At 71.5% G+C, this 25100-nt stretch carries 23 protein-coding genes; 13 read left to right on the top strand and 10 right to left on the bottom strand.

Going from position 1 to position 25100, the window contains the following annotated elements; genetic code table 11:
* Nucleotides 1-272 precede the first annotated feature (272 nt).
* The 6 genes from B7Z76_RS12885 to B7Z76_RS12860 all read right to left on the bottom strand — a co-directional run bounded on the left by B7Z76_RS12885 (nt 273) and on the right by B7Z76_RS12860 (nt 5444).
* Entirely contained in the window at nt 273-569 is a 297-nt protein-coding gene (locus tag B7Z76_RS12885) for a hypothetical protein (protein WP_174504127.1), read from the bottom strand.
* A gap of 152 nt (nt 570-721) precedes the next feature.
* The gene (locus B7Z76_RS12880; RefSeq protein ID WP_291344368.1) at nt 722-1888 is read right to left on the bottom strand and encodes an acyl-CoA dehydrogenase family protein; all 1167 of its coding nucleotides are present in this window, start codon (nt 1886-1888) and stop codon (nt 722-724) included.
* A gap of 14 nt (nt 1889-1902) precedes the next feature.
* Nucleotides 1903-2685, bottom strand: coding sequence for an IclR family transcriptional regulator (locus B7Z76_RS12875; RefSeq protein WP_236656408.1), 783 nt, complete (start codon nt 2683-2685; stop codon nt 1903-1905).
* A gap of 232 nt (nt 2686-2917) precedes the next feature.
* On the bottom strand, nt 2918-3508 hold the full coding sequence (locus B7Z76_RS12870; RefSeq protein WP_291344366.1) for a carbonic anhydrase: 591 nt from the start codon (nt 3506-3508) through the stop codon (nt 2918-2920).
* 153 nt (nt 3509-3661) lie between these two features.
* A complete protein-coding gene (locus B7Z76_RS12865; RefSeq protein ID WP_174504131.1) occupies nt 3662-4330 on the bottom strand; it encodes a DapH/DapD/GlmU-related protein in 669 nt (222 codons plus the stop codon).
* The gene (locus tag B7Z76_RS12860) at nt 4323-5444 is read right to left on the bottom strand and encodes a DegT/DnrJ/EryC1/StrS family aminotransferase (RefSeq protein ID WP_291344363.1); all 1122 of its coding nucleotides are present in this window, start codon (nt 5442-5444) and stop codon (nt 4323-4325) included. The genes B7Z76_RS12865 and B7Z76_RS12860 overlap by 8 nt, the downstream gene beginning before the upstream one ends.
* A 51-nt stretch (nt 5445-5495) precedes the next feature.
* Here B7Z76_RS12860 and B7Z76_RS12855 point away from each other — a divergent pair, with 51 nt between their 5' ends.
* Entirely contained in the window at nt 5496-6617 is a 1122-nt protein-coding gene (locus B7Z76_RS12855; protein ID WP_291344361.1) for a glycosyltransferase family A protein, read from the top strand.
* Nucleotides 6618-6661: 44 nt separating this feature from the next.
* Here the strand turns inward: B7Z76_RS12855 and B7Z76_RS12850 are convergent, their stop codons facing one another.
* On the bottom strand, nt 6662-8602 hold the full coding sequence (locus B7Z76_RS12850; RefSeq protein WP_291344359.1) for a DEAD/DEAH box helicase: 1941 nt from the start codon (nt 8600-8602) through the stop codon (nt 6662-6664).
* Between the two features lie 114 nt (nt 8603-8716).
* On the opposite strand from B7Z76_RS12850, the gene B7Z76_RS12845 reads away from it, so the two are divergent.
* The 12 genes from B7Z76_RS12845 to B7Z76_RS12790 all read left to right on the top strand — a co-directional run bounded on the left by B7Z76_RS12845 (nt 8717) and on the right by B7Z76_RS12790 (nt 21454).
* Nucleotides 8717-9790 (top strand): type III polyketide synthase, encoded by a 1074-nt coding sequence (locus B7Z76_RS12845; protein ID WP_291344358.1) that lies wholly within the window; start codon nt 8717-8719, stop codon nt 9788-9790.
* A gap of 7 nt (nt 9791-9797) precedes the next feature.
* Nucleotides 9798-10499: a methyltransferase domain-containing protein gene (locus B7Z76_RS12840; RefSeq protein WP_201712624.1), complete on the top strand. Its 702-nt coding sequence runs from the start codon at nt 9798-9800 to the stop codon at nt 10497-10499.
* The gene (locus B7Z76_RS12835; RefSeq protein WP_291344356.1) at nt 10496-11611 is read left to right on the top strand and encodes an NAD(P)/FAD-dependent oxidoreductase; all 1116 of its coding nucleotides are present in this window, start codon (nt 10496-10498) and stop codon (nt 11609-11611) included. Before B7Z76_RS12840 ends, B7Z76_RS12835 begins: the two co-directional genes overlap by 4 nt.
* A gap of 115 nt (nt 11612-11726) precedes the next feature.
* Nucleotides 11727-12278 carry an RNA polymerase sigma factor gene (locus B7Z76_RS12830; protein WP_174504137.1) on the top strand — a complete coding sequence of 184 codons (552 nt, stop codon included), beginning with the start codon at nt 11727-11729 and terminating at the stop codon, nt 12276-12278.
* Nucleotides 12275-12703: a hypothetical protein gene (locus B7Z76_RS12825; protein WP_174504138.1), complete on the top strand. Its 429-nt coding sequence runs from the start codon at nt 12275-12277 to the stop codon at nt 12701-12703. Before B7Z76_RS12830 ends, B7Z76_RS12825 begins: the two co-directional genes overlap by 4 nt.
* A complete protein-coding gene (locus tag B7Z76_RS12820) occupies nt 12700-13371 on the top strand; it encodes a periplasmic heavy metal sensor (protein ID WP_291344353.1) in 672 nt (223 codons plus the stop codon). Before B7Z76_RS12825 ends, B7Z76_RS12820 begins: the two co-directional genes overlap by 4 nt.
* Nucleotides 13372-13459: 88 nt before the next feature.
* On the top strand, nt 13460-13648 hold the full coding sequence (locus B7Z76_RS12815; RefSeq protein WP_174504139.1) for a hypothetical protein: 189 nt from the start codon (nt 13460-13462) through the stop codon (nt 13646-13648).
* A 48-nt stretch (nt 13649-13696) separates the two neighbouring features.
* Nucleotides 13697-13963 carry a hypothetical protein gene (locus B7Z76_RS12810; protein ID WP_236656411.1) on the top strand — a complete coding sequence of 89 codons (267 nt, stop codon included), beginning with the start codon at nt 13697-13699 and terminating at the stop codon, nt 13961-13963.
* Between the two features lie 13 nt (nt 13964-13976).
* Nucleotides 13977-15380: a DUF1800 family protein gene (locus tag B7Z76_RS12805; RefSeq protein WP_291344349.1), complete on the top strand. Its 1404-nt coding sequence runs from the start codon at nt 13977-13979 to the stop codon at nt 15378-15380.
* A 5-nt stretch (nt 15381-15385) separates the two neighbouring features.
* The gene (locus tag B7Z76_RS12800) at nt 15386-16663 is read left to right on the top strand and encodes a DUF1501 domain-containing protein (RefSeq protein ID WP_291344371.1); all 1278 of its coding nucleotides are present in this window, start codon (nt 15386-15388) and stop codon (nt 16661-16663) included.
* An 87-nt stretch (nt 16664-16750) separates the two neighbouring features.
* Nucleotides 16751-18340, top strand: coding sequence for a cryptochrome/deoxyribodipyrimidine photo-lyase family protein (locus tag B7Z76_RS12795; protein ID WP_291344347.1), 1590 nt, complete (start codon nt 16751-16753; stop codon nt 18338-18340).
* Nucleotides 18341-18835: 495 nt separating this feature from the next.
* Nucleotides 18836-21454, top strand: a complete 2619-nt coding sequence (locus B7Z76_RS12790) for a glycosyltransferase (RefSeq protein ID WP_291344345.1) — start codon at nt 18836-18838, stop codon at nt 21452-21454.
* Here the strand turns inward: B7Z76_RS12790 and B7Z76_RS12785 are convergent.
* The 3 genes from B7Z76_RS12785 to bchE form a co-directional block, all read right to left on the bottom strand.
* The gene (locus B7Z76_RS12785) at nt 21397-22422 is read right to left on the bottom strand and encodes an NAD(P)/FAD-dependent oxidoreductase (protein ID WP_291344343.1); all 1026 of its coding nucleotides are present in this window, start codon (nt 22420-22422) and stop codon (nt 21397-21399) included. The two genes, B7Z76_RS12790 and B7Z76_RS12785, sit on opposite strands and share 58 nt — an antisense overlap.
* Nucleotides 22423-22574: 152 nt before the next feature.
* Complete coding sequence (bchJ, locus tag B7Z76_RS12780; protein ID WP_291344369.1) at nt 22575-23216, bottom strand: bacteriochlorophyll 4-vinyl reductase; 642 nt, start codon at nt 23214-23216, stop codon at nt 22575-22577.
* 29 nt (nt 23217-23245) lie between these two features.
* Complete coding sequence (bchE, locus tag B7Z76_RS12775; RefSeq protein WP_291344341.1) at nt 23246-24880, bottom strand: magnesium-protoporphyrin IX monomethyl ester anaerobic oxidative cyclase; 1635 nt, start codon at nt 24878-24880, stop codon at nt 23246-23248.
* Nucleotides 24881-25100: the final 220 nt, after the last annotated feature.

The raw sequence follows: 25100 nt of genomic DNA, 5'->3' as shown, positions 1-25100 counted from the left end.
GCAGCCGGGTCCAGAGCAGGGCGCCGAGCGGGCCGCCATCCGCACCAAAGGCGCCGGCGGCGGCACGGCGCGCCACAGCACCGCACAGCACGTCGATCACGATCCGGAAACGGAGTGCGACATCCATGAACAGAACAGGAACATATTTGCTCCGGGGTGGGCAATGTTTTTCTCCTGTTTTGCTCCGCTCCTGGCTTTTTTTCCGGCCTGTTTCGGGCTGGCGATCTCGGGCGGAGCGCGGCATTGCGCCGGTCCGCGAGCGGGGTGGGGGATCAGAACATGCGCCCGTTGAGGAAGCCGAGGGCGGGGAGCGGGCGCCAGCCGCGCGGCAGCTGGGCGCGGGTCATCGCCCGGATCGTGTAGCGCGGCACCGGCTGCTCGCAGCGCTGGAGGAAGCCGAGATAGGCGCGGACCTGCTGTTCGCGCCAGGCGCGATCCGCCTCGGCGCTCGTATGGCTCGGGTGGATGTCCGCCACCCGCACCACCCTCCCGATGGTCGCGATCACGGCCCATGAGCGGTCGTCGGCGCGGGAGGGGGATTTCTCGAAGCTGCTGATCTTCTCCGGCATTTGCAGCAAGACTGACACGGCGCGGGGGGCGACGGCAAGCGATTCTGCAGCCCAGCGGCGAATGCCGCTGATCAGGTGTGGCGGCGAATGCCGCTGATCAGGTGTGGCGGCGAATGCCGCTGATCAGGTGCAGCGGCGGTCCATGCTGAGGATCAGGCGGCGCCGGTCATTTCGCGGATCATGTTGCGGGCGATCAGCAGCTGCTGGATCTGCGTCGTCCCCTCGTAGATGCGGAACAGCCTGACATCGCGGTAGAACCGCTCGACCGCGTATTCCTGCATGTAGCCGGCGCCGCCATGGATCTGCACCGCGCGGTCGGCGACGCGGCCGACCATCTCGCTCGCATACATCTTGCAGCAGGCCGCCTCGGTGGAGACGTTGCGGCCGGCATCCTTGCGGCGCGCCGTCTCCTCGATCATGCAGCGGGCGGCGAAGGCCTCGGCCCGGCTGTCCGCCAGCATCGCCTGGATGAGCTGCTTCTCGGCGATCGGCTCGCCGAACTGCCGGCGGTCGAGGGCGAAGGCGAGGCTGTCGCGGATCAGCCGCTCGGCGGCGCCGACGCAGACCGCCGAGATGTGCAGGCGCCCGCGGTCGAGCACTTTCATCGCGGTCTTGAAGCCCTGGTTCTCCCGCGCCGGACCGCCGATGATGGCGGATTCGGGCACCCGCACATCCTCCAGGATCACGTCGGAGGTGAGCGATCCCTTCTGGCCCATCTTGCGGTCCGGCCGGCCGAGCGAGAGGCCGCTGGAGCCGGCCTCGACCAGGAAGGCGCTGACGCCGGATGCGCCTTTCACCGCTGTGTTGGTGCGGGCGAAGACGGTGAAGAGATCCGCGCGCGGGGCGTTGGTGATGTAGCGCTTGGTGCCGTTGAGGATGAAATCGCCGCCGTCGCGCCGGGCGGTGGTGCGCAGGCTGCCGGCATCCGAGCCGGCATCCGGCTCGGTGAGGGCGAAGGAGGCGATCATCTCGCCGCTGGCGAGGTTCGGCAGGTAGTGCGCCTTCTGCGCCTCGGTGCCGTCGATGATGATGCCCTGCGCGCCGATGCCGTTATTGGTGCCGACCAGCGAGCGGAAGGCGGGCGAGGCCTGGCCGAGGATGAAGGCGGCCTGCACCTCCTCCGCCATCGACAGGCCGAGCCCGCCATGGGCCTCGGGGATCGACATGCCGAACAGGCCCATCTCGCGGATTTCGGCGACCAGTTCGGCGGGGATGTCGTCCTCGTCGGCGACGCGGTCTTCGGCGGGGATCAGCCGCGCCTTCACGAAGCGGTCCAGCGTGTCGAGGAACTGGGCGAGGGTTTCGGAATCCAGGGCCATGGCGCTCTCTTCTGTCAGGGGGAAACCGCGGCGACGCGGCGGACGAGGTCGATCAGGCGGGGGGCGATGTCCGCCTCGATCCGCGCTGGGGTGAGGGACTGGGCGGGGCCGCCGCAGTTGAAGGCCATGATCGGCGTGCCGTCGCGCGGGATGAAGGGGATGGCGACGGCGTTGACGCCGGGTTTCCAGTCGCCATACGAGGTGCAGTAGCCGAGCGCCGCGTGCTGCGCGATTGCAGCCTCGATGCCGGGGCGGATCGCAGGCCAGGCGGCGCCCTCATGCGCGCGGATCTCGTCGAGCAGGCGGGCGCGGGCTTCGGGCGCGTGGGCGGCGATGCAGGCGCGGCCGAGCGCGCTGGTGGCGAGGCGGATATGCGCGCCGACCTCGATCGCCAGCGTCACCGCGTCGGTGCCCTTGCAGCGCTCGATATAGACCATCGACATCCGGTCCCGGCTGGCCATCGCCACCGGCATGCCGGAGTGATCGGCCAGCGCCTGCATGAACGGGCGGGCGAGATCGCGCAGCTTGAGGCCGGCGAGGCAGGAATAGCCGAGCGAGAGCACCGGCGGGGCGAGGCGGTAGCGCGCGGTGTCGGCGTGGTGGGAGAGGTAGCCGAGCCGGTGCAGCGTGTAGGTGAGGCGGGAGATGGTGGATTTGCTGAGCCCGGTGCGGGCGGCGAGCTCGCCATTGCCGAGGGCCTCGCCCTCGCGGCGGAAGGCGCGGAGGATGTCGAGCCCGCGGGCGAGGGCGACGACGAAATCGCGGTCCTGTGCGGGGCCGGGCCCGGAATCGGCCAAGGGATTGGCCAAGGAATCGGCTGCGTGTGCGGGGCGTGGGCTGCGCGGTCTCATGGCGCGGCGCCCTGGCGGACGGACGGCATGGGCCGGGCTTAGGCTGGGGCGGGGTTTTCTGTCAAGTTTGCGGAAAAATATTCCGCAGAGCGGAATATAAAAGGCGAGGGAGGTCCCGCCGCCCGGTATGGCGGCGGGGGCTGGTGTGGATCAGGGGGCGTGGATCAGGCTGTGTGGATCAGGCGGGACGGCCGAGCGCGGTGGCGGCGGCGACCTCCTTGAGGCGGCCGGTGCGGACGTCGAAAATATAGCCGTGGATGGCGATGTTGGCCGGGACCAGCGGATGCGCGCGGATGTGCCGGACATCCTGCACCACGCTTTCCTCCTGGTTGCGGATCGAGAGCCACTTGATGAAATGGCCATCGGCGCAGCCGCCGCCATGCTGCGGGTTGGACCAGGTCAGCGTCGTCATGTCGAGGCTGGCGGTGTTCAGATTGTCGTCCAGCAGCTCGGCCATGCGCTGGTCGGTGAAGGTTTCCATGCCGCAATTGGTGTGGTGGATCACGAACCATTCGGTGGTGCCGAGCAGCTTGTGCGAGATGACGAGGGAGCGGATGGCATCGTCGGTCGCGCGGCCGCCGGCATTGCGGATGACATGCGCGTCGCCCTCGGCGAGGCCGGCATAGCGGGCGGGGTCGAGCCGCGCGTCCATGCAGGTGAGGATGGCGAAGTGGCGCGCCGGGGGCATCGGCAGGTCGGCCTTCGCGCCGAAGCTGGCGGCATAGTCGGCATTGGCGGCGAGGATTTCGGTGACGGTCTTGGAGGACATTGGGGCTGCTTTCGGGTCCGGGTGGCGGTTACGCTCAGGTCGTCGCCGGAACGTTGCGATGGCGAGACGGGCGGGAGATATGCCACCGGGAGGGGAAGTCAACCGCGGGGGGCGCGGTTTGTCTGGCATCAGCCGCCGTTGCGGCGATTTGGGTTAGCCGCCGTTGCGGCGGGCCAGTTCGCGCAGCGGGCGGGCGGGGTTGCCCATTACCCGCGCGCCGGGCGGCACCGGCCTCGTGATCACCGAGCCGGCGGCGATGAAGGCGCCATCGCCGATCCGCAGCGGCCGTGCCGCGTTGCCATGCACGATGCTGGTGCCGATGCCGATGAAGACGTCGCTGCCGATCTCGACCCAGCCGGCGATGCGCGCGGAGCAGATGGTAGTGTAGTCGCCGATCGTGGTCTCGTGGCCGATGCAGCTCAGCGGCTGGATCTGGACGTGCCGGCCGATCCGCACGCCGGGGCCGACATAGCAGCCGCCGCCGATGAAGCTGCCCTCGCCGGCGACGAGGTCGCGGGCGAGGGAGGGCCATGCGCCGATCAGCCAGGCGAACCGCCCGCCCGCCGCCTCGATCCGGGCGACCAGGCGGCGGCGATGCGCCGGGGTGCCGATGGTCACGTTCACCGGCACGTCGCGAAACGAGCGCTGCCAGGTCTCGAAATCGATCACCGGCAGGCCGCCGAGCGTGGCGGGCCGGGTTTCGGGATTGTCGTCGATATAGGCGATGACGCGCAGGTCGCGGTCGGCGAGGATCTGCTCGACCTCCTCGCGGACGGCGGCGGCGTGGCCGGTGGCGCCGTAGAGGATGACCGGGTTACTCATGGGCGTCTCCCGTGGCGAGGGTGCGCAGGATGCGCGCGATGTCCGCCGCGCCGATATCCTCGGCGATCGGCAGGCCGAGGATCCGCGCGGCGAGGCGCTCGGTCTCGGGCAGGGGTGCTGCGCCGTGGGCGCGGAAATACGATTCGGCCTGCACGCCGAGACCATACCACCGCCGGGTCTCGATCCCGGCGGCGGCGAGCGCGGCCGCCACCGCGTCCGCCTCGGCGCCGGTGTCCGCCCGGAACAGCGCGTAGCAGGAGGCGATCTCCGGCGGCAGGATCAGCCTGTCGGCCAGGCCATGGGCGGCGGCGGCGGCGCGGTAGTCGGCGGCGACGCGGCGGCGCGCGGTGATCCGCTGGTCGAGCCCGTCGAGCCAGGCGAGGCCGATCGCGGCGTGGTATTCGCTGAGCTTGCCGTTGAACCCGGCGGTGCGGCTCTCGCGCGTGTAGATCATGCCGAAATTCATCGCCTGTGCGGCGCGGACCAGCCCCTCGCGGTCGGCCCAGAGCACGGCGCCGCCCTCGCCGGTGCTGAAGGATTTGGTGGCGTGGAAGCTCAGCGCGACCGGCACCGCGCCCACCGCCGCACCGGGGGCGGCCAGCGCCGCCTCGAAGGAGGCGGCGGCGTCGATCACCACCGGGATGCCGGTGCGCGCCTGGAAGGCGGACCAGTCGTCCTGCAGGGGCATTTCGCCGAAGGGGGCCACCGGCAGCACCAGGCCGAGGCGCTCGGTGTGCAGGCCGGGCGGCAGGTCGTCCGGCCGCAGCCGCCAGCTCGCCGGCGCGAGGTCGCAGAACAGCGGTTCGTAGCCGGCGGCCAGGGCGGCGAAGGCGGTTGCCACGAAGGTGTAGCCGGGGATCAGCGCGAGGGTGCGGCCGCCGCGCGGGCGGCCGGCATGGGCGAGGATCGCCGCTTGCAGCGCCGCGGTGCCGGAGGCGGCGGTGACCAGCGTCTCCGCCCGTCCGGCCAGCAGCAGGGCGAGCCGCGATTCAAGCTGTTCGTTCAGCGTCCCGCGATTGGTGTAGATCCGGCTGGCGTCGAGCCCGGCGAGATAGGGCAGGAGGGACTCGACCGGCGGCAGGACGGGCCTGTAGACAGGCAGCGTGGTTTTCAAAATGCATCTCTGTTTTCAAAACAATCAATTTGTCAAAAATGGTCACATTCAATGTATAAGGTTTTCGTATCGTCCCGCAATCGTCCTCTCTATCTGTGGGCCTGTCTGGACAGTCTCTACCGGCTGACCCGGAGTGCGGCGGCGGTGACGCTGATCGATTCCGCTTCCGATGACATGCTGGTGCGCGAGGTGGTGCGCGGCTTCGAGCGGCGCGGCCTGCTGCGCGAGGTCGTTTGGCTGGAGACCAACGAGATCGGCGGCGTGATCGGCGAGATCGCGAAGCGGCTGACGCCGGAGGACGAGCTGTTCGGCTTCGTCGAGGCAGACACCGTGATCCTGCCCGGCGCCTTCGAGTGCTGGCTCGGCCACATGACCTGGCTGATGCGCGAAGATCCGGGGCTGGCGATGCTCGGCTCCAGCGTCGATACCGGGGATTTCGTCGATCCCGTGCAGGCGCTGCGGCTGGAGCCGGACCGGCCGCCGCAGGAGGTCGGCGACATGATCTATTACGGCGATCCGGGCCGGCGGGACCATCGGCCGGACACGCCGGAGCAGCTGGTGTTCTCGCCGCACAACCCGCCCGGCCGGCTGCTGGTGCTGCGCCGGGAGGCGATCCTGCGGGCCGGCCATGCCAGTGATTCGGACCTGCACGACAATCTGCGCGCGCTCGGCTACCGCACCGGGATCAGCACCAGGGTGAGGCACCGCCATCTCTCGCTGCTGAACATCTTCGATTATCCGCGCTACAACATGACGGCGCGGCACGACTACATGCGCGGCGCCACCTATCGCGGGCAGGCGGAGGCGCGCGGCTTCTCGCGCGCGGCGGCATCGTGGACGCGGGAGCCGGACATCCACCTGCTCACCGGGCGGGGGCGGATCGAGCCCGAGATCGACGGGCCGTGGCACCGGTTCCGGCTGGCGGAGGCGGACGGGCCGGTCTGGCTGGCGTCGCGGCGGGGTTTCGCGCTCGACACCGCCGACCAGCGCCCGCTCGGCATCGCGATCGACCGGCTGCTGCTCGACGGCGAGGACATGCTGCGCAGCACGGCGCTGGCGGCGGGCTGGTACGCGCCCGAGGACGGGTGGCGCTGGACCGCCGGGCGGGCGGAATTGCCGCCGGCGCGGGAGGTGGCGCTGCGGCTGACCGGGGTGGTCGACTACGAGGCCTGAGCGGCGCCGGCCGCCGCTTCAGGCGTGCAGGTCAGACGCCCGATTCAGGCGTCCGGTTTCGCTCGCGGCTTCGCGCCCGGTTTCGCACCTGGTTTCGCGCCCGGTTTGGCATGCGGTTTGGCATACGGCTTGGCATGCGATTTCGCTCCGGCCTTGAACGCTACCTTGCCGGCCACCTTGCCTGCCACCTTCTCCCTTGGCTTGTCCCTTGGCTTGTCCCACGGTTTTTTGGCTTGCGCGCCATCGGCGTCGGCGTCGGGTCTGGCGTCGGGTCTTGTGTCGGGTCTGGCGCGCGGTTTGGCGCCCGGCTTGAAGCCGCCCCTTCCGGCGGGGCGGAAGCCGGGCCGCGCCGGCGGGCGGCCGGGCTGCGTCGCGGGGGCGGCGTCGGCCGGCTCGATCGCAAGGTCGGGGCTGGCGCCGGCATCGAGGGCGGCGGCGAAGGTGCCCGCGCAGTCGGCCGCGATCTCGAACTTGGTTTCGCGATCGAAGATCCGGATCGCGCCGATGTCGCGCCGGGTCAGCCCGCCGATCCGGCAGAGCAGGGGCAGCAGCCATTTCGGGTCGGCGCGGCCCTGGCGGCCGATCGCGGCGCGGAACCAGACCATATCCCGCCCATCCCGTTCCTGCCCATCGGGATCGTTGCCGAACCGGGCGCGGGCGGGGCGCGGGGCTTCCGCCGGCTGCACGGTGATGTCCTCCGGCGCCGGCAGGCGGGCGCGGTAGAGCCGGATCAGCGCCGCCGCCACGGCCTGCGGCGCGTGGGCGGCGAGCAGTTCGCCGGCGAGGGCGATGTCGTCGTCCAGCGGGGCTTCGGTGAGCAGCGGGTCGGCGAGCAGGCGGGCCTGGTCGCCGGCGCGGATCGCCTCGGCCGAGGGCGGGTCGTCCCAGATCGCCTTGATGCCGGCCGAGGCCAGCAGCGCCTCCGCCCGCCGCCGCCGCGGCGAGGGCACCAGCAGCAGGCACAGCCCCTTGCGCCCGGCGCGGCCGGTGCGGCCGCTGCGATGCAGCAGGGTCGCCTTGTCGGTCGGCAGGTCGGCATGGATGACGAGGTCGAGATTCGGCAAATCGAGCCCGCGGGCGGCGACGTCGGTCGCGATGCAGACCCGGGCGCGGCCATCGCGCAGGGATTGCAGCGCGGCGTTGCGCTCGGTCTGGCTCAGCTCGCCGGACAGGGCGACGGCGGCGAAACCGCGCTCCTGCAGGCGTCCGAACAGCCGGCGCACCGCCTCGCGCGTGGCGCAGAAGACGAGGCAGGGGCCGCGATCGTGGAAGCGCAGCAGGTTCACCAGCCCGTGCTCGATCTCGTCGACGGCGATGCGGATGCCGCGATATTCGATGTCGGCATGCGGCTGGTTGCGCTGCTGGGTGTCGATCCGCAGGGCATCGCGCTGGTATTGCCGGGCGAGGGCGGCGATCTCGCGGGCGATGGTGGCGGAGAAGAGCAGGGTGCGGCGCTCGGCCGGGGCGGCGCCGAGAATGGCGTCCAGCTCCTCGCGGAAGCCGAGATCGAGCATCTCGTCCGCCTCGTCGAGCACCGCGACGCGCAGCGCCGACAGGTCGAGCGCGCGGCGGTTCAGATGGTCCTGCAGGCGGCCCGGCGTGCCGACGACGATGTGGCAGCCGGCGGCGAGCGCGCGCTGCTCGCGCCGCGGATCCATCCCGCCGACACAGGCGACGACGCGGGCTCCGGCATGGGCGTAGAGCCAGGACAGCTCGGCATGGACTTGCAGGGCAAGCTCGCGGGTGGGGGCGATCACCAGCGCCAGCGGGGCGGCGGCCGGGGGCAGGTGGTCGTCGTCCAGGATCGTGGCGGCGAAGGCGAGGCCGTAGGCGACGGTCTTGCCGGAGCCGGTCTGCGCCGAGACCAGCAGGTCGCGCGCCTCGGCCTCGGGTTCCAGCACGGCGCTCTGCACCGCGGTGGGTTCGGCATAGCCCCGCTCGGCGAGGGCCTGAAGCAGGGCGGGGGTCTCGATGTAAAAGGGCATGGCGGCTCATAGGGCATCGGGGCTCCGGATGAAACATCCGGGCGGGCAGGGATGCAATGCGCGGCGGAGGGGATGGCTTCTTGCCGGCGGCGTGCGGCGCCACATCTATCCTGCATGGCCGACGTGTTCATCAACCGGATCGGCACCGCGGTGCCGGCGCATGACATCCACCGCGATTTCACCGCCTATGCGGCGCGGCGTCTCGAACCGCGGGCGGCCGCGCTGTTCGCCCGGATGGCGGGGCGCGCCGGGATCGAGCATCGCCATTCCGTGCTGGCGCCGGGCGCGCTCGCCACCGGCGGGGCGGATGCGCAGGAGTTCTACCGCCCCGGCGGTTTTCCCGACACCGCGGCGCGGATGGCGGTTTTCGAGCGCGAGGCGACGGCGCTGGCGCTGCGGGCGGTGGCGGATGCCGCGATCGACCCGGCCGTGATCACGCATCTGATCGTCGCCTCCTGCACCGGCTTCGCCGCGCCGGGGCTCGACCTGCATCTCGCCGCAAGGCTCGGGCTGCGGGCGGATCTCCAGCGCACGCTGGTGGGGTTCATGGGCTGTTCGGCGGCGGTGCCGGCGCTGCGGCTGGCGCGGCAGACGGTGCTCGCCGAGCCCGGGGCGGTGGTGCTGGTGGTCAATCTCGAACTCTGCACGCTGCATTTGCAGGAGACCGCCGATCTGGAAACCGCGCTCACCTTCCTGCTGTTCGGCGATGGCTGCGCCGCCGCCGTGGTGAGCGGCGCGCCGCAGGGCCTCGCACTGCACGATTTCCGCTCGGCCACCATTCCCGACACTGCCGAGCTGATCACCTGGCGGATCGGGGCGCAGGGGTTCCTGATGCACCTCGCCGGCGCGGTGCCGGCCGCGATCGCCGCCGCCTTGCGCGCGGCGCGGGAGGGGCGGGACGCGGCGGGGCTGCTGCGCGGCGACGCGATCGACGCGATCGGGGACTGGGCGGTGCATGCCGGCGGGCGCAGCGTGCTCGACGCGGTGGAGGCCGGGCTCGGCCTGCCGGGCGAGGCGCTCGCCGCCTCGCGCGCGGTGCTGGCGGCGCATGGCAACATGTCCTCGGCGACGGTGCTGTTCGTGCTGCGCCGGCTGCTCGATGCCGGCGGGCCGGCCGGGCGGCGCGGCATGGCGATGGCGTTCGGCCCCGGCATGGTCGCCGAGACGTTCAGGTTTTCGAGAGTGTGAGGGCGGGATGATCGACCTGTCGCGGCGGCAGATGCTGCCCGAGGTGATGGACGACCCGGAGCTGGACCCGGCGATCTATCGCCGTTGCCTCGCCGATCTCGCGCGGGTGAACCGGGTGACGATGACGCATCGCGCCACCCTCGCCTGGCTCGACCGCGCGCTGCGCGCCGGGCCGGGGGGCCGGACATTCACGCTGCTCGACCTCGCCTCGGGGCATGGCGACAAGCTGCGCGCGATCGCCGCCCTCGCGGCGCGGCGGGGCTGGCGGGCCGAGCTGATCGGCGTCGATCTCAATCCGCGGGCGACCGCGGCGGCGATGGCGGCAACGCCGCCGGACGCGCCGATCCGCTACGTCACCGCCGATGCGCTGCGCTACACCCCGCCGACGCCGCCGGATTTCATCGTCAGCAGCCAGTTCACCCATCACCTTGCCGATGCAGAGGTGATCGAGCTGCTCGGGCGGGTCGCGGCGATGGCGCGGCAGGGCTGGCTGATCGCCGACCTGCACCGCCATGCCGTGCCGTATTACGGGTTCCGCTGGCTGGCGCGGCTCGCGGGGTGGCACGAGATCGTCCGCCGCGACGGCACCGCCTCGATCGCCCGCGGCTTCACCCGGCGGGACTGGCAGGCTTGCCTCGACGCCGCCGGGGTCAGGGCGCGCATCGACTGGACGCTGCCGTTCCGCCATCTCGTCTCCTCGCTGCCGTGAGCCGGGCGGCGCCGGTGCTGGTGGCCGGCGGCGGGCTGGCCGGGGCCGCCGCCGCCTGCGCCCTGGCCGGGGCCGGTGTGGCGGTGACGCTGGTCGAGCGGGCTTCGGCGCCGGTTCACAAGATTTGCGGCGAGTTTCTCAGCATCGAGGCGCAGGAGATGCTCGCTTCCCTCGGCATCGATGCGGCGGCGCTGGGCGGGCACCCGATCGGGCGGGTGCGGCTGCTCCGGCGCGGGCGCGAGGTGACGGCGCGGCTGCCCTTCACCGCGCTCGGCCTGACCCGCAGGACGCTCGACGCCGCCTTGCTCGCCCATGCCGAGGCGCGCGGGGCGCGGGTGCTGCGCGGGGTCGCGGTGCGGCGGCTGGATGCGGGGCAGGGGCGGCTCGGCCTCGATCTCGGCGACGGGCGGCGGCTGGAGAGCGACAGGCTGCTGCTCGCCACCGGCAAGCACGATCTGCGCGGCGCCGGGCGTGCGGTGCGGGCGGCGGGCGACCTGGTCGGGTTCAAGACCTATTTCGCGCTGGCGCCGGCGCAGCGCGCGGCGCTGGAGGGGCATGTCGAGCTGCATCTGCTCGATCGCGGCTATGCCGGGCTGCAACTGGTCGAGGGCGGGTGGGCCAATCTGTGCCTGCTGGTGCGGCGCGACCGGCTGGCCGAGGCGGGCGGCGGGTTCGCGCCCCTGCTGGCGGCGCTGTGCGGCGAGGCGGCGACGCTGGCCACCCGGCTCGACGGGGCGAAACCGCTACTCGACCAGCCGCTCGGCATCGCCCGCGTGCCCTATGGCTTCCTGCACCGGCCGCGGCGGGACGATCCGGCGGGGCTGTTCCGCCTCGGCGACCAGGCCGGGGTGATTCATTCGTTTACCGGCGATGGCATGGCGATGGCGCTGCACGGGGCGCGGCGCGCCGCCGCCGCGGTGCTGGAGGGGCAGGACGCCGCGACCTATCACCGCCGCCTCGCCGGCGAGCTTGCCGGGCAGATCCGCCTCGCCTCGCTGCTCTACCGCGCGCAGCGCCCGGCGATCGGCCAGCGTCTGCTCTTCGCCGCCCTTGCCCGCGCGCCGGCCGGGCTTGGGCCGCTGGTGCGGCTGACCCGGGTGCGGGCGCGGTGAAAAATGCCGCCACGGCGGCGACGGAAACAGGACACTCGCGCGTGAAAGGGGCTGGATGTCGACCGGATGGGCCGGTCGGCGCGGCAATTGGCGCAGGGTGGGCTTCCGTGAGGATATGACAGACCCGGAAGGCGACCCGGATGAGGCGCTGCTGGCGAGGATCGGCATGGGCGAGGAGGCGGCGTTCCGCACGCTGATGGCGCACAAGCTGCCACGGGTGCACGGGCTCGCGCTGCGGCTGTTGCGCGACTCGTCGCTGGCCGACGACGTGGCCCAGGAGGTGTTCCTGCGGGTCTGGCGGCAGGCGCGGGCCTGGCGGCCGGGGGCGGCGCGGTTCGACACCTGGATGCACCGCGTCGCGCTCAATCTGTGCCTCGACCGGTTGCGGCGGCGGCGGGAAGTTGCCGTCGCCGAGCCGCCGGAACAGGTGGACCCGGCGCCGGGGGCGGATTTCATGCTCGCGCGCGATGCCGAGGTGCTGCGCGTGGAGCGCGCGATTGCCGCCCTGCCGGCGCGCCAGCGCGAGGCGCTGGTGATGCAGGTTTATCAGGGATTGTCGAATATCGAGGCCGCCGCGGCGCTGGGCATCAGCGTCGAGGCGCTGGAAAGCCTGCTTGCCCGCGCCCGCCGCGCCCTGCGCCAACAGCTCGAGGATCTGCGACCATGACGCCCGACCGCTTCGCCGCCCTTGCCGCCGCCTATGGCGGCGCGATCGACCGCTGGCCCGAGGCCGAGCGCGATGCCGCCCGCGCCTTTCGCGAGGCCGATCCGGCGGCTGCGGACGCCATTCTCGCCGCCGAGGCCGTGCTGGATGCGGCGCTGGCGCGCTGGGCGGTGCCGGCGCCGGGGGCGGCGCTGGCCGGGCGGATCGCCCGCGATGCCGCGCGGCGGCGGGCCTTGTGGCGGCGCGGCCGGCTCTGGCTCGCCGGGCTCGGCCTTGCCGGCGCGCTGGCCAGCGGCGGGGCGATCGGCGCCGTGCTGGTCGCCCGCCTCGTGCCGGCGGGCGGGGCGGCCTGCTCGCAATCCCTCACCGTGCTCGGCGCGCCGGTGCCATCCTGCGGCAATGCCGCCAACTGGAGTGATACGCTGTGACCACCAGCCGCTTGCAGATCGGCCTCGTTGCCTCGCTGCTCCTCAATGCCCTCATGATCGGCGCCTTCGGCGGCGGGCTCGCGGTGCTGTCGCACCGGGGCGGCTGGCACAGGCCGCCGCATCGCCATCCCGGCCCGATCCAGACCGCCGGCCACGCCCTGAAGCCGGCGGACCGCGCCCGCTTCCGCGCCGCGATGCTCGCGGTGATCCGCAACAATCGCGACCTGATCCGCGACGCGCGGCTGCGCCGCCAGCAGGCGGGGGCGCTGTTCGTCCGCCCCGATTTCGACCGCGCCGCGATCGCTTCATTGCTGGCGAGGGCGCGGCGGGATCGCGCCGTACTGCTGGCGAAGCTCGACAATACGGCGTTGCGTTTCGCCGCCACCCTGCCGCAAGGCGAGCGGCGGAAACTGGCGAGCGGCCTCGCCGAACACGGCGAGCTGCAACGGCGGGGCGGCCGTTTTGCTCCTCCTCCGCAGGGCAGCATTTCTGCCCCCCCGCCGCAGGGCGGCAATTTTGCTCCTTCTCCGCAGGGCGGCAATTTTGCCCCTCCTCCGCAGGGCGGCAATTTTGCCCCTCCTCCGCAGGGCGGCAATTCTGCCCCCCCGCCGCAGGGCGGCAATTTTATCCCGCCGCAGGGGCAAAAATCTGTGCCGCCGCAGGGCTGAAGGGGCGACGGATTTCAGGCGCCCGCGCGTTGAACGGAATACAGACCCCGCGCGGTCGAAGCGTCACAGATCATCGAGGAACTTGCCCATGCTGTCTCGTACGTTCCGTTTTATTCCCCCTCAGGATGCACGGCCGGGCCGGGCGGCGCGGATCGCCCGGCGGGCGGTGGCCGCGATCCTGCTCGCCGGGCTCGCCGGCGGGCTTGCGGGATGCGTGGTCTATCCCGGCGGGCCGCGCCATGGCTGGTGCTACTGGCACCCCTATCGCTGCCGCTGATCGCGCCGATCCCGCCTCGTTGCAACGCTCAAGGACAGGGCTGACGACATGACACACAAGTTCAGCACCATCGCTTCCCGGCGCCCGGCGCGGGCCGCGCTCGGGCTTGCGCTCGGCCTCGGCCTCGCCGCCGTGCCGCATGCCGCCCTCGCCTGGGAACATCCCTGGTGGGGGCCGCGCTTTGCCATCGGCATCGCCGTGCCGGCGCCCGTCTATCCGCCGCCCGTCTATGTCGCGCCGCCGCCGCGCGTCTGGGTGCCGGGGCATTACAACTGGCGCGGCAGGTGGATTCCCGGCCACTGGCGCTGGCGCTGAGCGGGCGGCGGCGATGACCCTCGCATACGCCCAGGCGAAAAGCCTGACGCCTGCCCAGGCGAAAAGCCTGACGCCTTCTCAGGCGAAAAGCCTGACGCCTGCTCAGGCGATGATCCGCTTCGGCCTGGGCGGGCGGCCGGACCAGGCGCCGCCGGCCGATCCGCGCGGCTGGCTGCTCGGCCAGCTCGACGGGCCGGACCCCGCGCTGGCGACACCCTCCTTCGCCGGCCTGCCGAGCGGGGCCGCTGCCCTCGCCGCCCTGCGCGACGACCGGATGACGCGCAAGCGTCTGGCGCGGCAGGGGCTCTCGCTCAAGGATCATTTCAAGCCGCGCGTCCCGGAGATGTTCCGCGCCGATGCCGCTGCCCAGCTCGGCTGGGCGCTGCGCACCGACGCGCCGTTCCGCGAGCGGCTGGTGTGGTTCTGGGCGAATCATTTCACCGTGTCGATGCGCCAGGGCGGCACCGCCGCGCTGATCGGCCCGTTCCTGCGCGAGGCGATCCGCCCGCATGTCACCGGCCGGTTCACCGACATGGTGCTGGCGGTGGAGCGGCATCCGGCGATGTTGCTCTATCTCGGCAATGCCGGGTCGGTCGGGCCGGACAGCCGGGCCGGGGTGCGGCGGCATCGCGGGCTCAACGAGAATCTCGGCCGCGAGTGCATGGAGCTGCACACGGTGAGCCTGCGCGCCGGCTACAGCCAGCAGGACGTCATCGCCATGGCGAAGCTGCTCACCGGATGGTCGGTCGATCCCAGGGCGGAGCCGACCGGGTTCCGCTTCCACCCCTTCGCTCATGAGCCGGGGCCGCAGACGCTGATGGGGCGCAGCTTTCCGCCGGGCGAGGCGGGCGGCATCGCGGCGCTGCGGTTCCTGTCGACCTATCACACCACCTGGACGGCGCTGGCGACCAAGCTGGTGCGGCATTTCGTCGCCGACCAGCCGCCGCCAGAGGCGGTTGCGCATGTCGCCGGCGTGCTGGCCGGCACGCAGGGCGATTTGCGGGCGGCCTCGGCGGCGCTGGTCGATCTGCCGCAGGCGTGGATACCGGGGCGCAAGATCAAGACGCCGGTCGAGTATTTCGTCTCGGTCGGCCGCGCGCTCGGCGAGACCGAGGCGAAGGTGCCGGCGGCGCTGGGGATGCTGCGGCGGCTCGGCCAGCCGCTCTGGGCGGCGCCGCTGCCCAATGGATGGTCGGATCTCGGCGGCGACTGGAGCGGGCCGGACGCGGTGCTGGCGCGGATCGACTTCGCCTATACCATGGCCGGGCACAGTCACGACCGCGCCCCCGCCGCCATCGCCACGGCCGCACTCGGCGCGCAGCTGCGCCCGGACACGCTGGCGGCGGTGAGCACCGCCGGCTCGCCGCGCGAGGCGCTGGCGCTGCTGTTCGCTTCTCCCGAATTTCTCAGACGGTGACCGACATGAACCTCTCCCGCCGCGCGACGCTGCTGGGCCTCGCGACCGTCGCTACCCTGGGCCGGACCCGGCTCGCCCTCGCAGCCGCGCCGACCGATTCGCGCTTCGTCGTCGTGCTGCTGCGCGGCGCGCTCGACGGGATGGAGGCCGTCATTCCGCATGGCGACCCCGATCTCGCGCGGCTGCGGCCGGGCCTCGTGCCGCAGGCGGCGTCGTGGCACGATCTCGGCGGGTTCTACGCGCTGCACCCGGCGCTGGCGCGGTTCCACACGCTCTACGCCGCCGGCGAGCTGCTGGCGGTGCATGCGATCGCCGGTCCGTACCGGACGCGCAGCCATTTCGAGGCGCAGGACCTGTTGCAGACCGGTGTCGAGCAGATCGGCATGAATTCGGGCTGGCTCAACCGGCTCATCGCCGAGCTGCCGGCGGATGGCGATCCGGGCGGGATCGGGCTGGCGGCGGGGATCGGCACGCCGCTGATCCTGCGCGGGGCAGCGCCGGTGGGCGCCTATGCGCCGGTTGGCTTCGCGCAGCCGGATCAGGGGCTTTATGCGGCGATCGGCCGGCTCAATGCGGGCGATCCGGTGTTCGGCCCGGCAATCGCCCGCGGGCTCGGGTCGCGGCGGTTCGACCAAGCGACCTTCACCGCCGGAGCGGCGCCGGCGATGGAGGATGAGCATATGATGAACCCGGCGGGGCCTGCCCATCCGGTCGGTCACCCGGCTGGTCATCCGGTCGGTCGTCCAGCCGATCGCCTGGCCGGTCACCCGGCCGATCGCTATGGGTTTCCCGAGCTTGCCGCCCGGGTGGGCACGCTGCTCGCCGCGGCACAGGGGCCGCGGATCGCCGCCTTCCAGCTCGAAGGGTGGGATACGCATGTCAACCAGATGCAGCTGCTGCCCGGCCCGCTCGGCGGCCTCGATCGCGGGGTGGCGGCGCTGAAGGCGGCGCTGGGCCCGGCCTGGGCGAAGACGGCGGTGCTGGTGATCACCGAGTTTGGCCGCACCGCGCGGGTCAACGGCACGCGCGGGACCGATCATGGCACCGCGACGGTCGCCTTTCTTGCCGGCGGCGCGGTGCTGGGCGGGCGGGTGAAGGCGACCTGGCCGGGGCTGAAGGACCGGCAGCTGTTCCAGAACCGCGATCTCGCGCCGACGGCGGATCTGCGCGCCCTGGCCAAGGGCGTTCTGGCGGCGCAGTTCGGGCTGGGGCCGGCGGCGCTCGGGCGGATTTTCCCCGAGAGTGCGGCGATTGCGCCGATGGGCGGGTTGCTGCGCGCCTGAGCGGTCCGGTTGGCCCACCCCGCCTTGTCCGCCCCGCCTTGTCCGCCCCGTCTTGTCCGATCCGCGCGGGCGATTATTTCGGGCGGGATGGGAAGTTCTGTTTCGGTTGTCTGGTTCAAGCGCGACCTGCGGCTTGTCGATCACGCGGCGCTGACGGCGGCGGCGGCCGCGGGCGCCGTGCTGCCGCTGGTGATCGTCGAGCCGGAATACTGGCGGCTGCCGGATGTGTCGCACCGGCAATACGCGTTCCTGGCCGGCTGCATCGAGGATCTGGCGGCGGCGATCGCGGCGGCGGGCGGGCGGCTTGTGGTGTGTGTCGGCGCGGCGGTCGAGGTGCTGGAGGCGCTGCGCCGGCGGTTGGGCGGGTTCGCCCTGTGGTCGCACGAGGAGACCGGCAATCGCTGGACCCATGCGCGGGACCGGGCGGTGCGGCGCTGGGCGCGGGCGCAGGGGGTGGCGTGGACCGAGCTGCGTCAGTTCGGCGTGATCCGTGGCCCGGCGCTGGATCGCGACCGCTGGGCGGCGCAGTGGGACCGGATGATGGCGGCACCTTTGCTGCCGCAGCCGCGCGGCATCGCCTGGGCGGCGCCGCCGGAGGGGCTGGCGGCGGCAGGTGTTCCGGCGGCGGCGTCCCTCGGCCTCGCGCCGGACGGGTTGCGGTGCGGCCAGGCGCCGGGGCGGGCGGCGGCGCTGGCAACGCTCGGCTCGTTCCTCGCGACGAGGGGCGAGGACTATACCAGGGCGATGTCATCGCCGGTGTCGGGCGAGGCTTCGTGCTCGCGGCTTTCGCCCTATCTCGCCCATGGCTGCGTCTCGATCCGCGAGGCGGCGCAGGCGGCGTGGCGGCGGCAGCGCGAGGTGCCGGCTTCCAGCCGCTGGGGGGCGGCGCTGCGATCGTTCATCGCCCGGCTGCACTGGCATTGCCATTTCATCCAGAAGCTGGAGGCCGAGCCGGAGGCGGAGTGGCGGCCCTTTGCCCGGATCTATGAGGGGATGCGGCCGCCGGCCGACCCGGCGCGCCTCGCCGCCTGGGCGGAGGGGCGGACGGGGTATCCGTTCATCGATGCGGCGATGCGCTACCTCGCGGCGCAGGGATGGATCAATTTCCGAATGCGGGCGATGCTGATGTCGTTCGCGAGCCATGACCTGTTCCTGCCCTGGCAGGAGAGCGGCCTCGTGCTGGCGCGGCTGTTCACCGATTACGAGCCGGGAATCCACTGGCCGCAATGCCAGATGCAGTCCGGCGAGACCGGGATCAACACGGTGCGGGTGTATTCGCCGGTCAAGCAGGGACACGACCAGGACCCGGCGGGCGGGTTCATCCGCCGCCATGTGCCGGAGCTGGCGGCGGTGGCGGGGGCGCTGGTGCATGAGCCCTGGCGGCTCGACGCGGGCGAGCGGGCGCGTCTCTGCCCGTACTATCCGGCGCGGATCGTGATCCATGAGGAGGCGGCGCGGGCGGCGAAGGCGGCGCTGTTCGCGCGGCGGCAACTGGTCGAGGCGCAGCGCGAGGCGGATGCGGTGCAGCGCCGCCACGGCTCGCGCCGGGGCCGGGGTCGGGGCCTGGCCCTGGCCCGGCCGCAACGGAGCGCCCGCGCCAATGCCGCGCCGGGGCAGCTTTCGTTAGATCTCGATCCCGGTCCCGATCACGATCAGGGGCGCCCGGCCGGCGGCTGAGACGCGGCGGCGGGCGGCGCACGAAGTTGCTCGACAGGATGGGGCGCGCGCGGCATAATCCAGAGTTGAATTGGATCATTTCATTTTAGCCTTGGCGCGCGTTCCGATCCTGACGGATCGGATTTCGCGGTCTAGAGCACGTTCCGATCCTGACGGATCGGATTTCGCGGTCTAGAGCACGTTCCGATCCTTTCGGATCGGATGTCGTGCTCTATCGTGTTGATAATTAGAGCATCTTTATCCGATCAGATAATTCCATCTGATCGGATGAGGCTCTAACGTGATGATAACCTGAGCGTCTTTATCCGATCGGGAGATTTCATCTGATCGGATTAGGCTCTAACGTATTATTTGGACGATATGAAGAAAAAGCAAACTAACAATATTAAAAATACAAATCGAGACGAGTCGAAAGACGAGCAGGCGCTCCCGCCGGGCGGTGCCGGGGACCGGGGAGGGGATGTCGCGCCGGCAGCGTCGTCCGACGAGGCGACGGTGCGGCGGCCGGTCGGATATCTGGAGCGTTGCGATCACGAAAGCATTGCCGGGTGGATCTGGGACCCGGAGCGGCCGGACGAGCCGTTGGACATCGACCTTGTCGAGGGCGGGGTGACGCTGTTCCGGGTGCGGGCCGATCTCTACCGGCCGGATCTGGAGCAGGCGGGATATGGCAACGGGCGACACGCGTTCTCGATCGTCGGGCTCGACATGGTGCTGCCGCATTCGCGGCACCTGGTGAGCATCCGCCGGGCATCGGACGGGCTCGACCTGCTGGGCTCGCCGCACTGGATCGTGCGCTCGCCGCCGGCTCTCGACGAGCCGGCGCGGCGCTTCATGACCGAGGCCTTCGTGCAGGCCAGCCTCGCCGCGAAGGCGCCGGCCGAGCTTGCCGGCGGGATCGGCCTCCTGCTCAGGCTGCTGAACCATTCCCTCAACGCGCATGACCGGCTGGCCGAGGCGGCGGGGATGACGGCGGCGGCGGCGCGCGAGGGGCTGGTGCCGCGCGCCGAGCTCGACGGCCGGACCGGCGGCATCATCGACGCGCTGGGCCAGGCCTATCCGCTGCTGATCCTCGGCCCCGCGGGTGCGGCCGAGACGGCGCCGGAGGTTTCGGTCATCATTCCCGCGCATAATCATTTCGATCACACCTATCGCTGCCTCGAGTCGATCCGGGATCATTTTCCGCGCCGCTCCTGCGAGATCGTCATCGTCGATGACGGCTCCACCGACGAGACGCTGTTCTGCACGCTGGTGCTCGCCGGGCCGGTGCGGGTGGTGCGCACGCCCGCGCAGCTCGGCTTCGTGGGGGCGAGCAATGCCGGCGCGCGGGAGGCGCGCGGGCGGTATCTGCTGTTCCTCAACAACGACACGCTGGTCCGCGAGGGATGGCTGGATGCGCTGGTCGACACGTTCGAGCAGGTGCCCGGGGTCGGCATCGCGGGGTCGCGGCTGCTGGCCGAGGACGGCACGCTGCAGGAGGTGGGCGGGATCGTCTGGCGCCTCGGCGACGGGTGGAACTGGGGACGCGGGGCCGATCCGGCGGAGCCGCGCTTCCTGCATCTGCGCGATGCCGACTGGGTGTCCGGCGCCGCGCTGATGATCGAGCGGGTGCTGTTCCAGACGCTGGGCGGCTTCGATACCCATTACGCGCCGGCCTATTACGAGGATGTCGATCTCGCCTTCAGGGTTCGCCAGCTCGGCCGAAGGGTGGTGGTGCAGCCGGCGTCGGAAGTGGTGCATCTCGAAGGCGTCAGCAATGGCGTCGATGTCGCCGGCAGCGGGCTCAAGCGCTACCAGCTTGTCAACCAGCGCAAGTTCCAGGCGCGCTGGAAGGACGTGCTCGCCGGGCACGGCTTCAATGGCGAGTGCCCCGACCTCGAGGCCGAGCGGCAGGTGCGCCGGCGGGCCTATTTCATCGACGACACCGTGCCGACGCCCGATCTCGATGCCGGATCGAACGCGGCGGTCGCGCATATGCGCGCGTTGCTCGCACTCGGCTACAAGGTGACCTTCGTGCCGGCCGACAACATGCAGGATCACCAGCCCTATACCGGCGATCTGCGCAAGGTCGGCATCGAGTGCCTGCACGCGCCGTTCGCGCGGTCGGTCGAGGAGGTGTTCCGCGATGCGCTGGTCGCGCCCGACCTCGTCTATATCCACCGCTACTCGAACGCCGCCAAATACGCAATGCTGACGCGGCGTTATTTTCCGAAAACCCGCATCGTCTACAACGTCGCCGACCTGCATTTCCTGCGCCTCGAACGCCAGGCGGCGGTGGCGCCGGGCGATGCGGCGACGGTCGGGCTGGCGGCGCAGAAGGCGGGGGAACTCGCGGTGATGCGGGTGGTGGACGCGGTGATCGTCCATTCCTCGGTCGAGGCGGAGATGCTGGGCACGCTCGCGCCGGAGATCGAAACCCATGTGGTGCCATGGGCGGTGCGGCCGCGCCCGGCGCCGGTGCCGTTCGCGCAGCGGGCGGGCATCGCGTTCGTCGGCGGCTTCGGGCATCCGCCCAATGTCGACGCCGTGCGGCATTATGCCGAGGATATCCTGCCATTGGTGCGCGAGAGCCTGCCGGCGGCGACGAGCCATATCGTCGGCAGCCGGATGCCGGAGGCGGTGAGCCGGCTGCACGGCGGCGGGCTGGTGACGGTGGGGTATGTGCCCGATCTGGCGGAGGTGCTGCACCGGGTGCGCTGCACCGTGGCGCCGCTGCGCTTCGGCGCCGGGATCAAGGGCAAGGTGCTGGAGAGTTTCGCGCACGGGCTGCCCTGCGTGATGAGCCCGGTCGCCGCCGAGGGGCTCGACCTGCCGGCGCCGCTGGACTGGCTGGTTGCCGGTTCGGCGGAGGAGTTCGCCGCCAAGATCGTCCGCGTGCATGAGGACGAGGCGCTGAACCGCCGTCTCGCCGAGGCGGGGCTTGCCTACATCGTTGCGCGCTACAGCGAGGTGGCCACGCTCGCGGCGCTGGGTCGCGCCGTCGATGTGTTGGCGGCCTCAAACGCGGGGTCGGGGGCGGGGGCGGCGGTGGGTGCCGCGCCGGCGGGCCCGCCGCGTCAGCTGGCGGCGAGGCGGGCGAGAACCGCCTCCGCGGTCTCCAGCCCGGAGAGATAGGCGGCCTCGACCTTTCCCTGCGCCGTCCAGTCGCCGCAAAGGGCGAGGCGGTTGGCGGCGTCGATCAGGCGGGGCCGCCCTGCGACCGCCGGGGCGTTGGCGTAGCGCCAGCGATGCAGGTCGAGATGCACCGGCGCGAGCGTTTCGCCGAGACAGGCGGCGAGGGCGTCGAGCATCGCGGCGCGGATGGTCGCGGGATCGTCCTCGAGATGGTCGTCCGCCCAGGAATTGCGGCTGATCGCGACAAGGCCCGGCCCGCCCTCGTGCCCCGGCCGCGCGGCGCAGAGCGAGATCCAGCTCAGCACGCCATCGCGCACCAGGGCGGCATCGAAGCCTGGATCGAGCGGTGCGGCGAGGCCCAGCATCAGGGAGAAGGCGCCCTGCATCCGCGCCGAGGCGGCGGTGGCGCGCAGCATCGAGGTTTCGGGCAGCAGGGCGGCGGCCTGCGGCGCCGGCAGGGCGAGGACGACGAAGGCGAAGGGGCCGAAGCGCTCGCCCGCCTCGCTCTCCAGCGTCCAGCCCGCGGGCGCGGGGTGAAGCGCCGTGATGCGGCAATTCTGCCGGATGTCGAGCCCTTCGGCCCAGTGCGCGGTGAGGCGGCTCATCCGGCCGATCGAGACGTAATGCGCCGGGGTATCGCCCCAGTCGCGCCGGTGGGTGATGGCGGCGGCCTCGATCTCGGCGAAGCGGCAGGCCCAGGGTGTCACGATTCCCGCCGCGCGCAGCCGGGCGAGTTCGGCTGTGAAGCGCGGGTCGCGGGCGGTGAAGAACGGCGCGCCGAAATCGAAGGCGAAGCCCTCGCGGCGGCGATGCGCGAGGCGGCCGCCGGGGCCGCGCGCCTTGTCGAACACGGTGACGGCGCAGGTGCCGGCAAGGCGGCGCGCGGCGGCGAGGCCGGCGGCGCCGGCGCCGATCACGGCGACGGCCGGGCCTCGTGTGGCCGGGCTTGGTGTGGAACAGTCGGTCACGTCGCGATCTCCTGCGGGGCCGCGGCGGGCGCGGCCGGGTGGCTCGGGGCAGGGAGGGTAGAGCATCATCCGCGCCGCGGGTCCATTACCTCCGATCGGGCCCCTCTGATCTGGCACCTCCGATCTTTTGCTCGCGCCCTGTTTCCAGGAGATCAGCCGCGCCCGATCGTGAAGACGCAGGCAGGCTGGCCGGCGGCGCGGCAGGATTCCTCTCGCACCACGAGGCGGCGGTCGACCAGCGCCTGGAACAGCACCTCGAAGGTGCCGGCGTGAAACGCGCAGCCCGGATTGCATGCGCCTGGATCCTCGATCCCGGCGGAGTCGGGCATTTCGCTCCCGGCGGAGCTGGGCCGTTCAGGTCTTGCGGTGCCCGGCACCGCGATCGGGTTGGTCGCGAGGGTCAGGCGGAGGCCGCCGCGCCAGGTGGCGTCCAGCCCGTCCGGCATGCCGAAGGTCCAGGCGTGGCGGCGGATCGCCGCGACCAGCAGGCGGGCGGCGAGCGGCGCCGGGGCTGCGCGGAGGGCGAGGCGGACCGGGCGCGGAATCCGCCGCGCGAGGAGATAACGCCCGGTCGCAGCACCGGCCGCGCGCAGCACGACCCCGCCCGGCCCGGCGCCGAGGCAGGCGCGCACCGCGCGATGCAGCGCCAGCACATCCGCCGCCGGGACCATCGCGGCGGGCGGATGGGCGAGATAGGGTTCGGCGCCGGCCGCGCGCGCGACACGGGCGACGCAGGCCGGCCCGCCCGAGGCGGCGAGGGCGGCGAAGACCTGGAGGATCGCGTTCGGCCCGATGCGCGGCCCCGCCGGATTGTCGGGCGCGGTCAGGGCGGTGGTTCCGCGGGGCTGGGCGCCTTGCGATGGGGCTTGTTATTGTCGTGCGTTGCACGCGTTTCGTTATCGTGCGTCGCACGCGTTTTATTGTTGTCCAATGCACGCTTTTTATTGTCATGCATGGTGCGCCATTCGACCTGTTCCGCGCCGGCCTTGCTTCGCGCGCCGTCGAAATGGAAATCGACCTTGCGCTTCGATTGCGGCCCCCAGTAGCCGACCCGGCCGAGATCGTAGAATTTCCGCTCGAAGCCGGATTTCATGAACGCCTTGAGGCAGCCGAGCAGGTAGCGCCGCCGCGCGCCGGAGCCGGCCCAGGGGTAGGAGAAGAACGCCTTGCGCATGTAGAAGCGGCGGTAATTGTGCATCACCCGGTCGAGCAGTTCGGCGCGGTCCATCGCCGCGGGGCGGATGATCGGGGTGACGAAATTGTATTTCTCGTAGTCGAACACTTCGACCTTGTCGGCCAGTTCGCGGAACAGGTCGGAGAAGGGCCAGGGCGTGTACATCGACCAGTTGGCGAGATCGGGCGCCCAGTCGCGCGCCATGCGGTAGGTTTCCTCCAGCGTTTCGCGTGTTTCGTTCTCGAGCCCGACGATGAACTGCGCCTCGACCACGATGCCGGCGGCGCGCAGCAGGGCGATCGCCTTGCGGTTCTGCTCGATCGTGGTTTCCTTGTTGAAAAGGTCGAGCTTCATCTGGGCGGCGGCTTCGGTGCCGAGGGAGACGTGGATGAGCCCGGCGCGGCGGTAGAGCGGCAGCAGCGCCTCGTCGCGCAGGATGTCGGTGACGCGGGTGTTGATGCCCCAGAGCAGGCCGACATCGCGCGCGATCAGCTCCTCGCAGAAGGCGACGAATTTCTTGCGGTTGACCGTCGGTTCCTCGTCGGCGAGGATGAAGAAGCCGACGCCGTGCTCATCGCGCAGGCGCACGATTTCATCGACCACTTTCACGGGGTCGCGGTAGCGGTAGTCGCGCCAGAATTTCCATTGCGAGCAGAACGAGCAGGTGAAGGGGCAGCCGCGCGCCATGTTGGGGATGGCGACACGGGTGCCGAGCGGGATGTAGCGGTAGCGGTCCCAGTCGAGGATGCCCCAGTCGGGGGCGAGGGCGTCGAGATCCTTGACGGTGGGGGCGGCTTCGGTGGCGACGACCTTGCCGGCCTCGCGGAAGGCGATGCCCCTTATGTCGTGGCGGGTTGCCGCGAAAGTCCCCGCCGCCACGGCACGGGCGAGATCGACGATGATCCCTTCGCCCTCGCCGCGCACGATCACGTCGATCCAGGGGGCTTCGGCGAGAACCTGGCCATACATGAAGGTGGCGTGCACGCCGCCGAGCACCGTGAGCGCGCCTGGATGTTCCTCGCGGGCGATTTCGAGCAGGCGCTCGGCCTTGTAGATCGAGGGGGTGATCGCGGTGCTGCCGATGATTTCCGGCCGCTCGGCGCGGAGGATGTCGCGCAGGGCATCGTCCGACAGGTCGTTGGTCATCGCGTCGATGAAGCGGAGATCGGTGAAGCCGGCGGATTTCAGCGCGCCGGCGATATAGGCGGCCCAGGCGGGCGGCCAGTTTCCGGCGATCTCGGCGCCGCCAGAATGATAGTTCGGATGCAACAGCAGGATCCGCATTCATCCCTCCCCGTGACTTGATGTGTCAAGTTATAGTGACAGTTGAAAATGTCACTTTGATATGGATCAAGCGGATGGGATGAGTGGTCGGGAGGCGGGGAAAGGGGTTGGGGAGAGATGGGCAGGGGGAAGGGCGGGGATGGGGGACGGGGGGAGGGGAGGAAAGGGGGAGTGGGAGGAGAGGGAAACGGGGACAGGGAGGGGGGAGTGACAGGGACGG

It is taken from the genome of Acidiphilium sp. 20-67-58 (genome assembly GCF_002255515.1).
GTDB lineage: Bacteria > Pseudomonadota > Alphaproteobacteria > Acetobacterales > Acetobacteraceae > Acidiphilium.
The sequence above is the reverse complement of the archived record's forward strand: the minus strand, read 5'-3'. Positions and strand labels throughout refer to the sequence as shown.

Excerpts from the sequence above, each read along its gene's own strand:
- B7Z76_RS12800 (WP_291344371.1), top strand. The coding sequence starts at position 15,386 with ATGAACCTCTCCCGCCGCGCGACGCTGCTGGGCCTCGCGACCGTCGCT.
- B7Z76_RS12815 (WP_174504139.1), top strand. The coding sequence starts at position 13,460 with ATGCTGTCTCGTACGTTCCGTTTTATTCCCCCTCAGGATGCACGGCCG.
- B7Z76_RS12810 (WP_236656411.1), top strand. The coding sequence starts at position 13,697 with ATGACACACAAGTTCAGCACCATCGCTTCCCGGCGCCCGGCGCGGGCC.
- B7Z76_RS12850 (WP_291344359.1), bottom strand. The coding sequence starts at position 8,602 with ATGCCCTTTTACATCGAGACCCCCGCCCTGCTTCAGGCCCTCGCCGAG.
- B7Z76_RS12855 (WP_291344361.1), top strand. The coding sequence starts at position 5,496 with ATGTATAAGGTTTTCGTATCGTCCCGCAATCGTCCTCTCTATCTGTGG.
- B7Z76_RS12840 (WP_201712624.1), top strand. The coding sequence starts at position 9,798 with ATGATCGACCTGTCGCGGCGGCAGATGCTGCCCGAGGTGATGGACGAC.
- B7Z76_RS12880 (WP_291344368.1), bottom strand. The coding sequence starts at position 1,888 with ATGGCCCTGGATTCCGAAACCCTCGCCCAGTTCCTCGACACGCTGGAC.
- bchE (WP_291344341.1), bottom strand. The coding sequence starts at position 24,880 with ATGCGGATCCTGCTGTTGCATCCGAACTATCATTCTGGCGGCGCCGAG.
- B7Z76_RS12805 (WP_291344349.1), top strand. The coding sequence starts at position 13,977 with ATGACCCTCGCATACGCCCAGGCGAAAAGCCTGACGCCTGCCCAGGCG.
- B7Z76_RS12845 (WP_291344358.1), top strand. The coding sequence starts at position 8,717 with ATGGCCGACGTGTTCATCAACCGGATCGGCACCGCGGTGCCGGCGCAT.
- B7Z76_RS12795 (WP_291344347.1), top strand. The coding sequence starts at position 16,751 with ATGGGAAGTTCTGTTTCGGTTGTCTGGTTCAAGCGCGACCTGCGGCTT.
- B7Z76_RS12870 (WP_291344366.1), bottom strand. The coding sequence starts at position 3,508 with ATGTCCTCCAAGACCGTCACCGAAATCCTCGCCGCCAATGCCGACTAT.
- B7Z76_RS12830 (WP_174504137.1), top strand. The coding sequence starts at position 11,727 with ATGACAGACCCGGAAGGCGACCCGGATGAGGCGCTGCTGGCGAGGATC.
- B7Z76_RS12825 (WP_174504138.1), top strand. The coding sequence starts at position 12,275 with ATGACGCCCGACCGCTTCGCCGCCCTTGCCGCCGCCTATGGCGGCGCG.
- B7Z76_RS12865 (WP_174504131.1), bottom strand. The coding sequence starts at position 4,330 with ATGAGTAACCCGGTCATCCTCTACGGCGCCACCGGCCACGCCGCCGCC.
- B7Z76_RS12885 (WP_174504127.1), bottom strand. The coding sequence starts at position 569 with ATGCCGGAGAAGATCAGCAGCTTCGAGAAATCCCCCTCCCGCGCCGAC.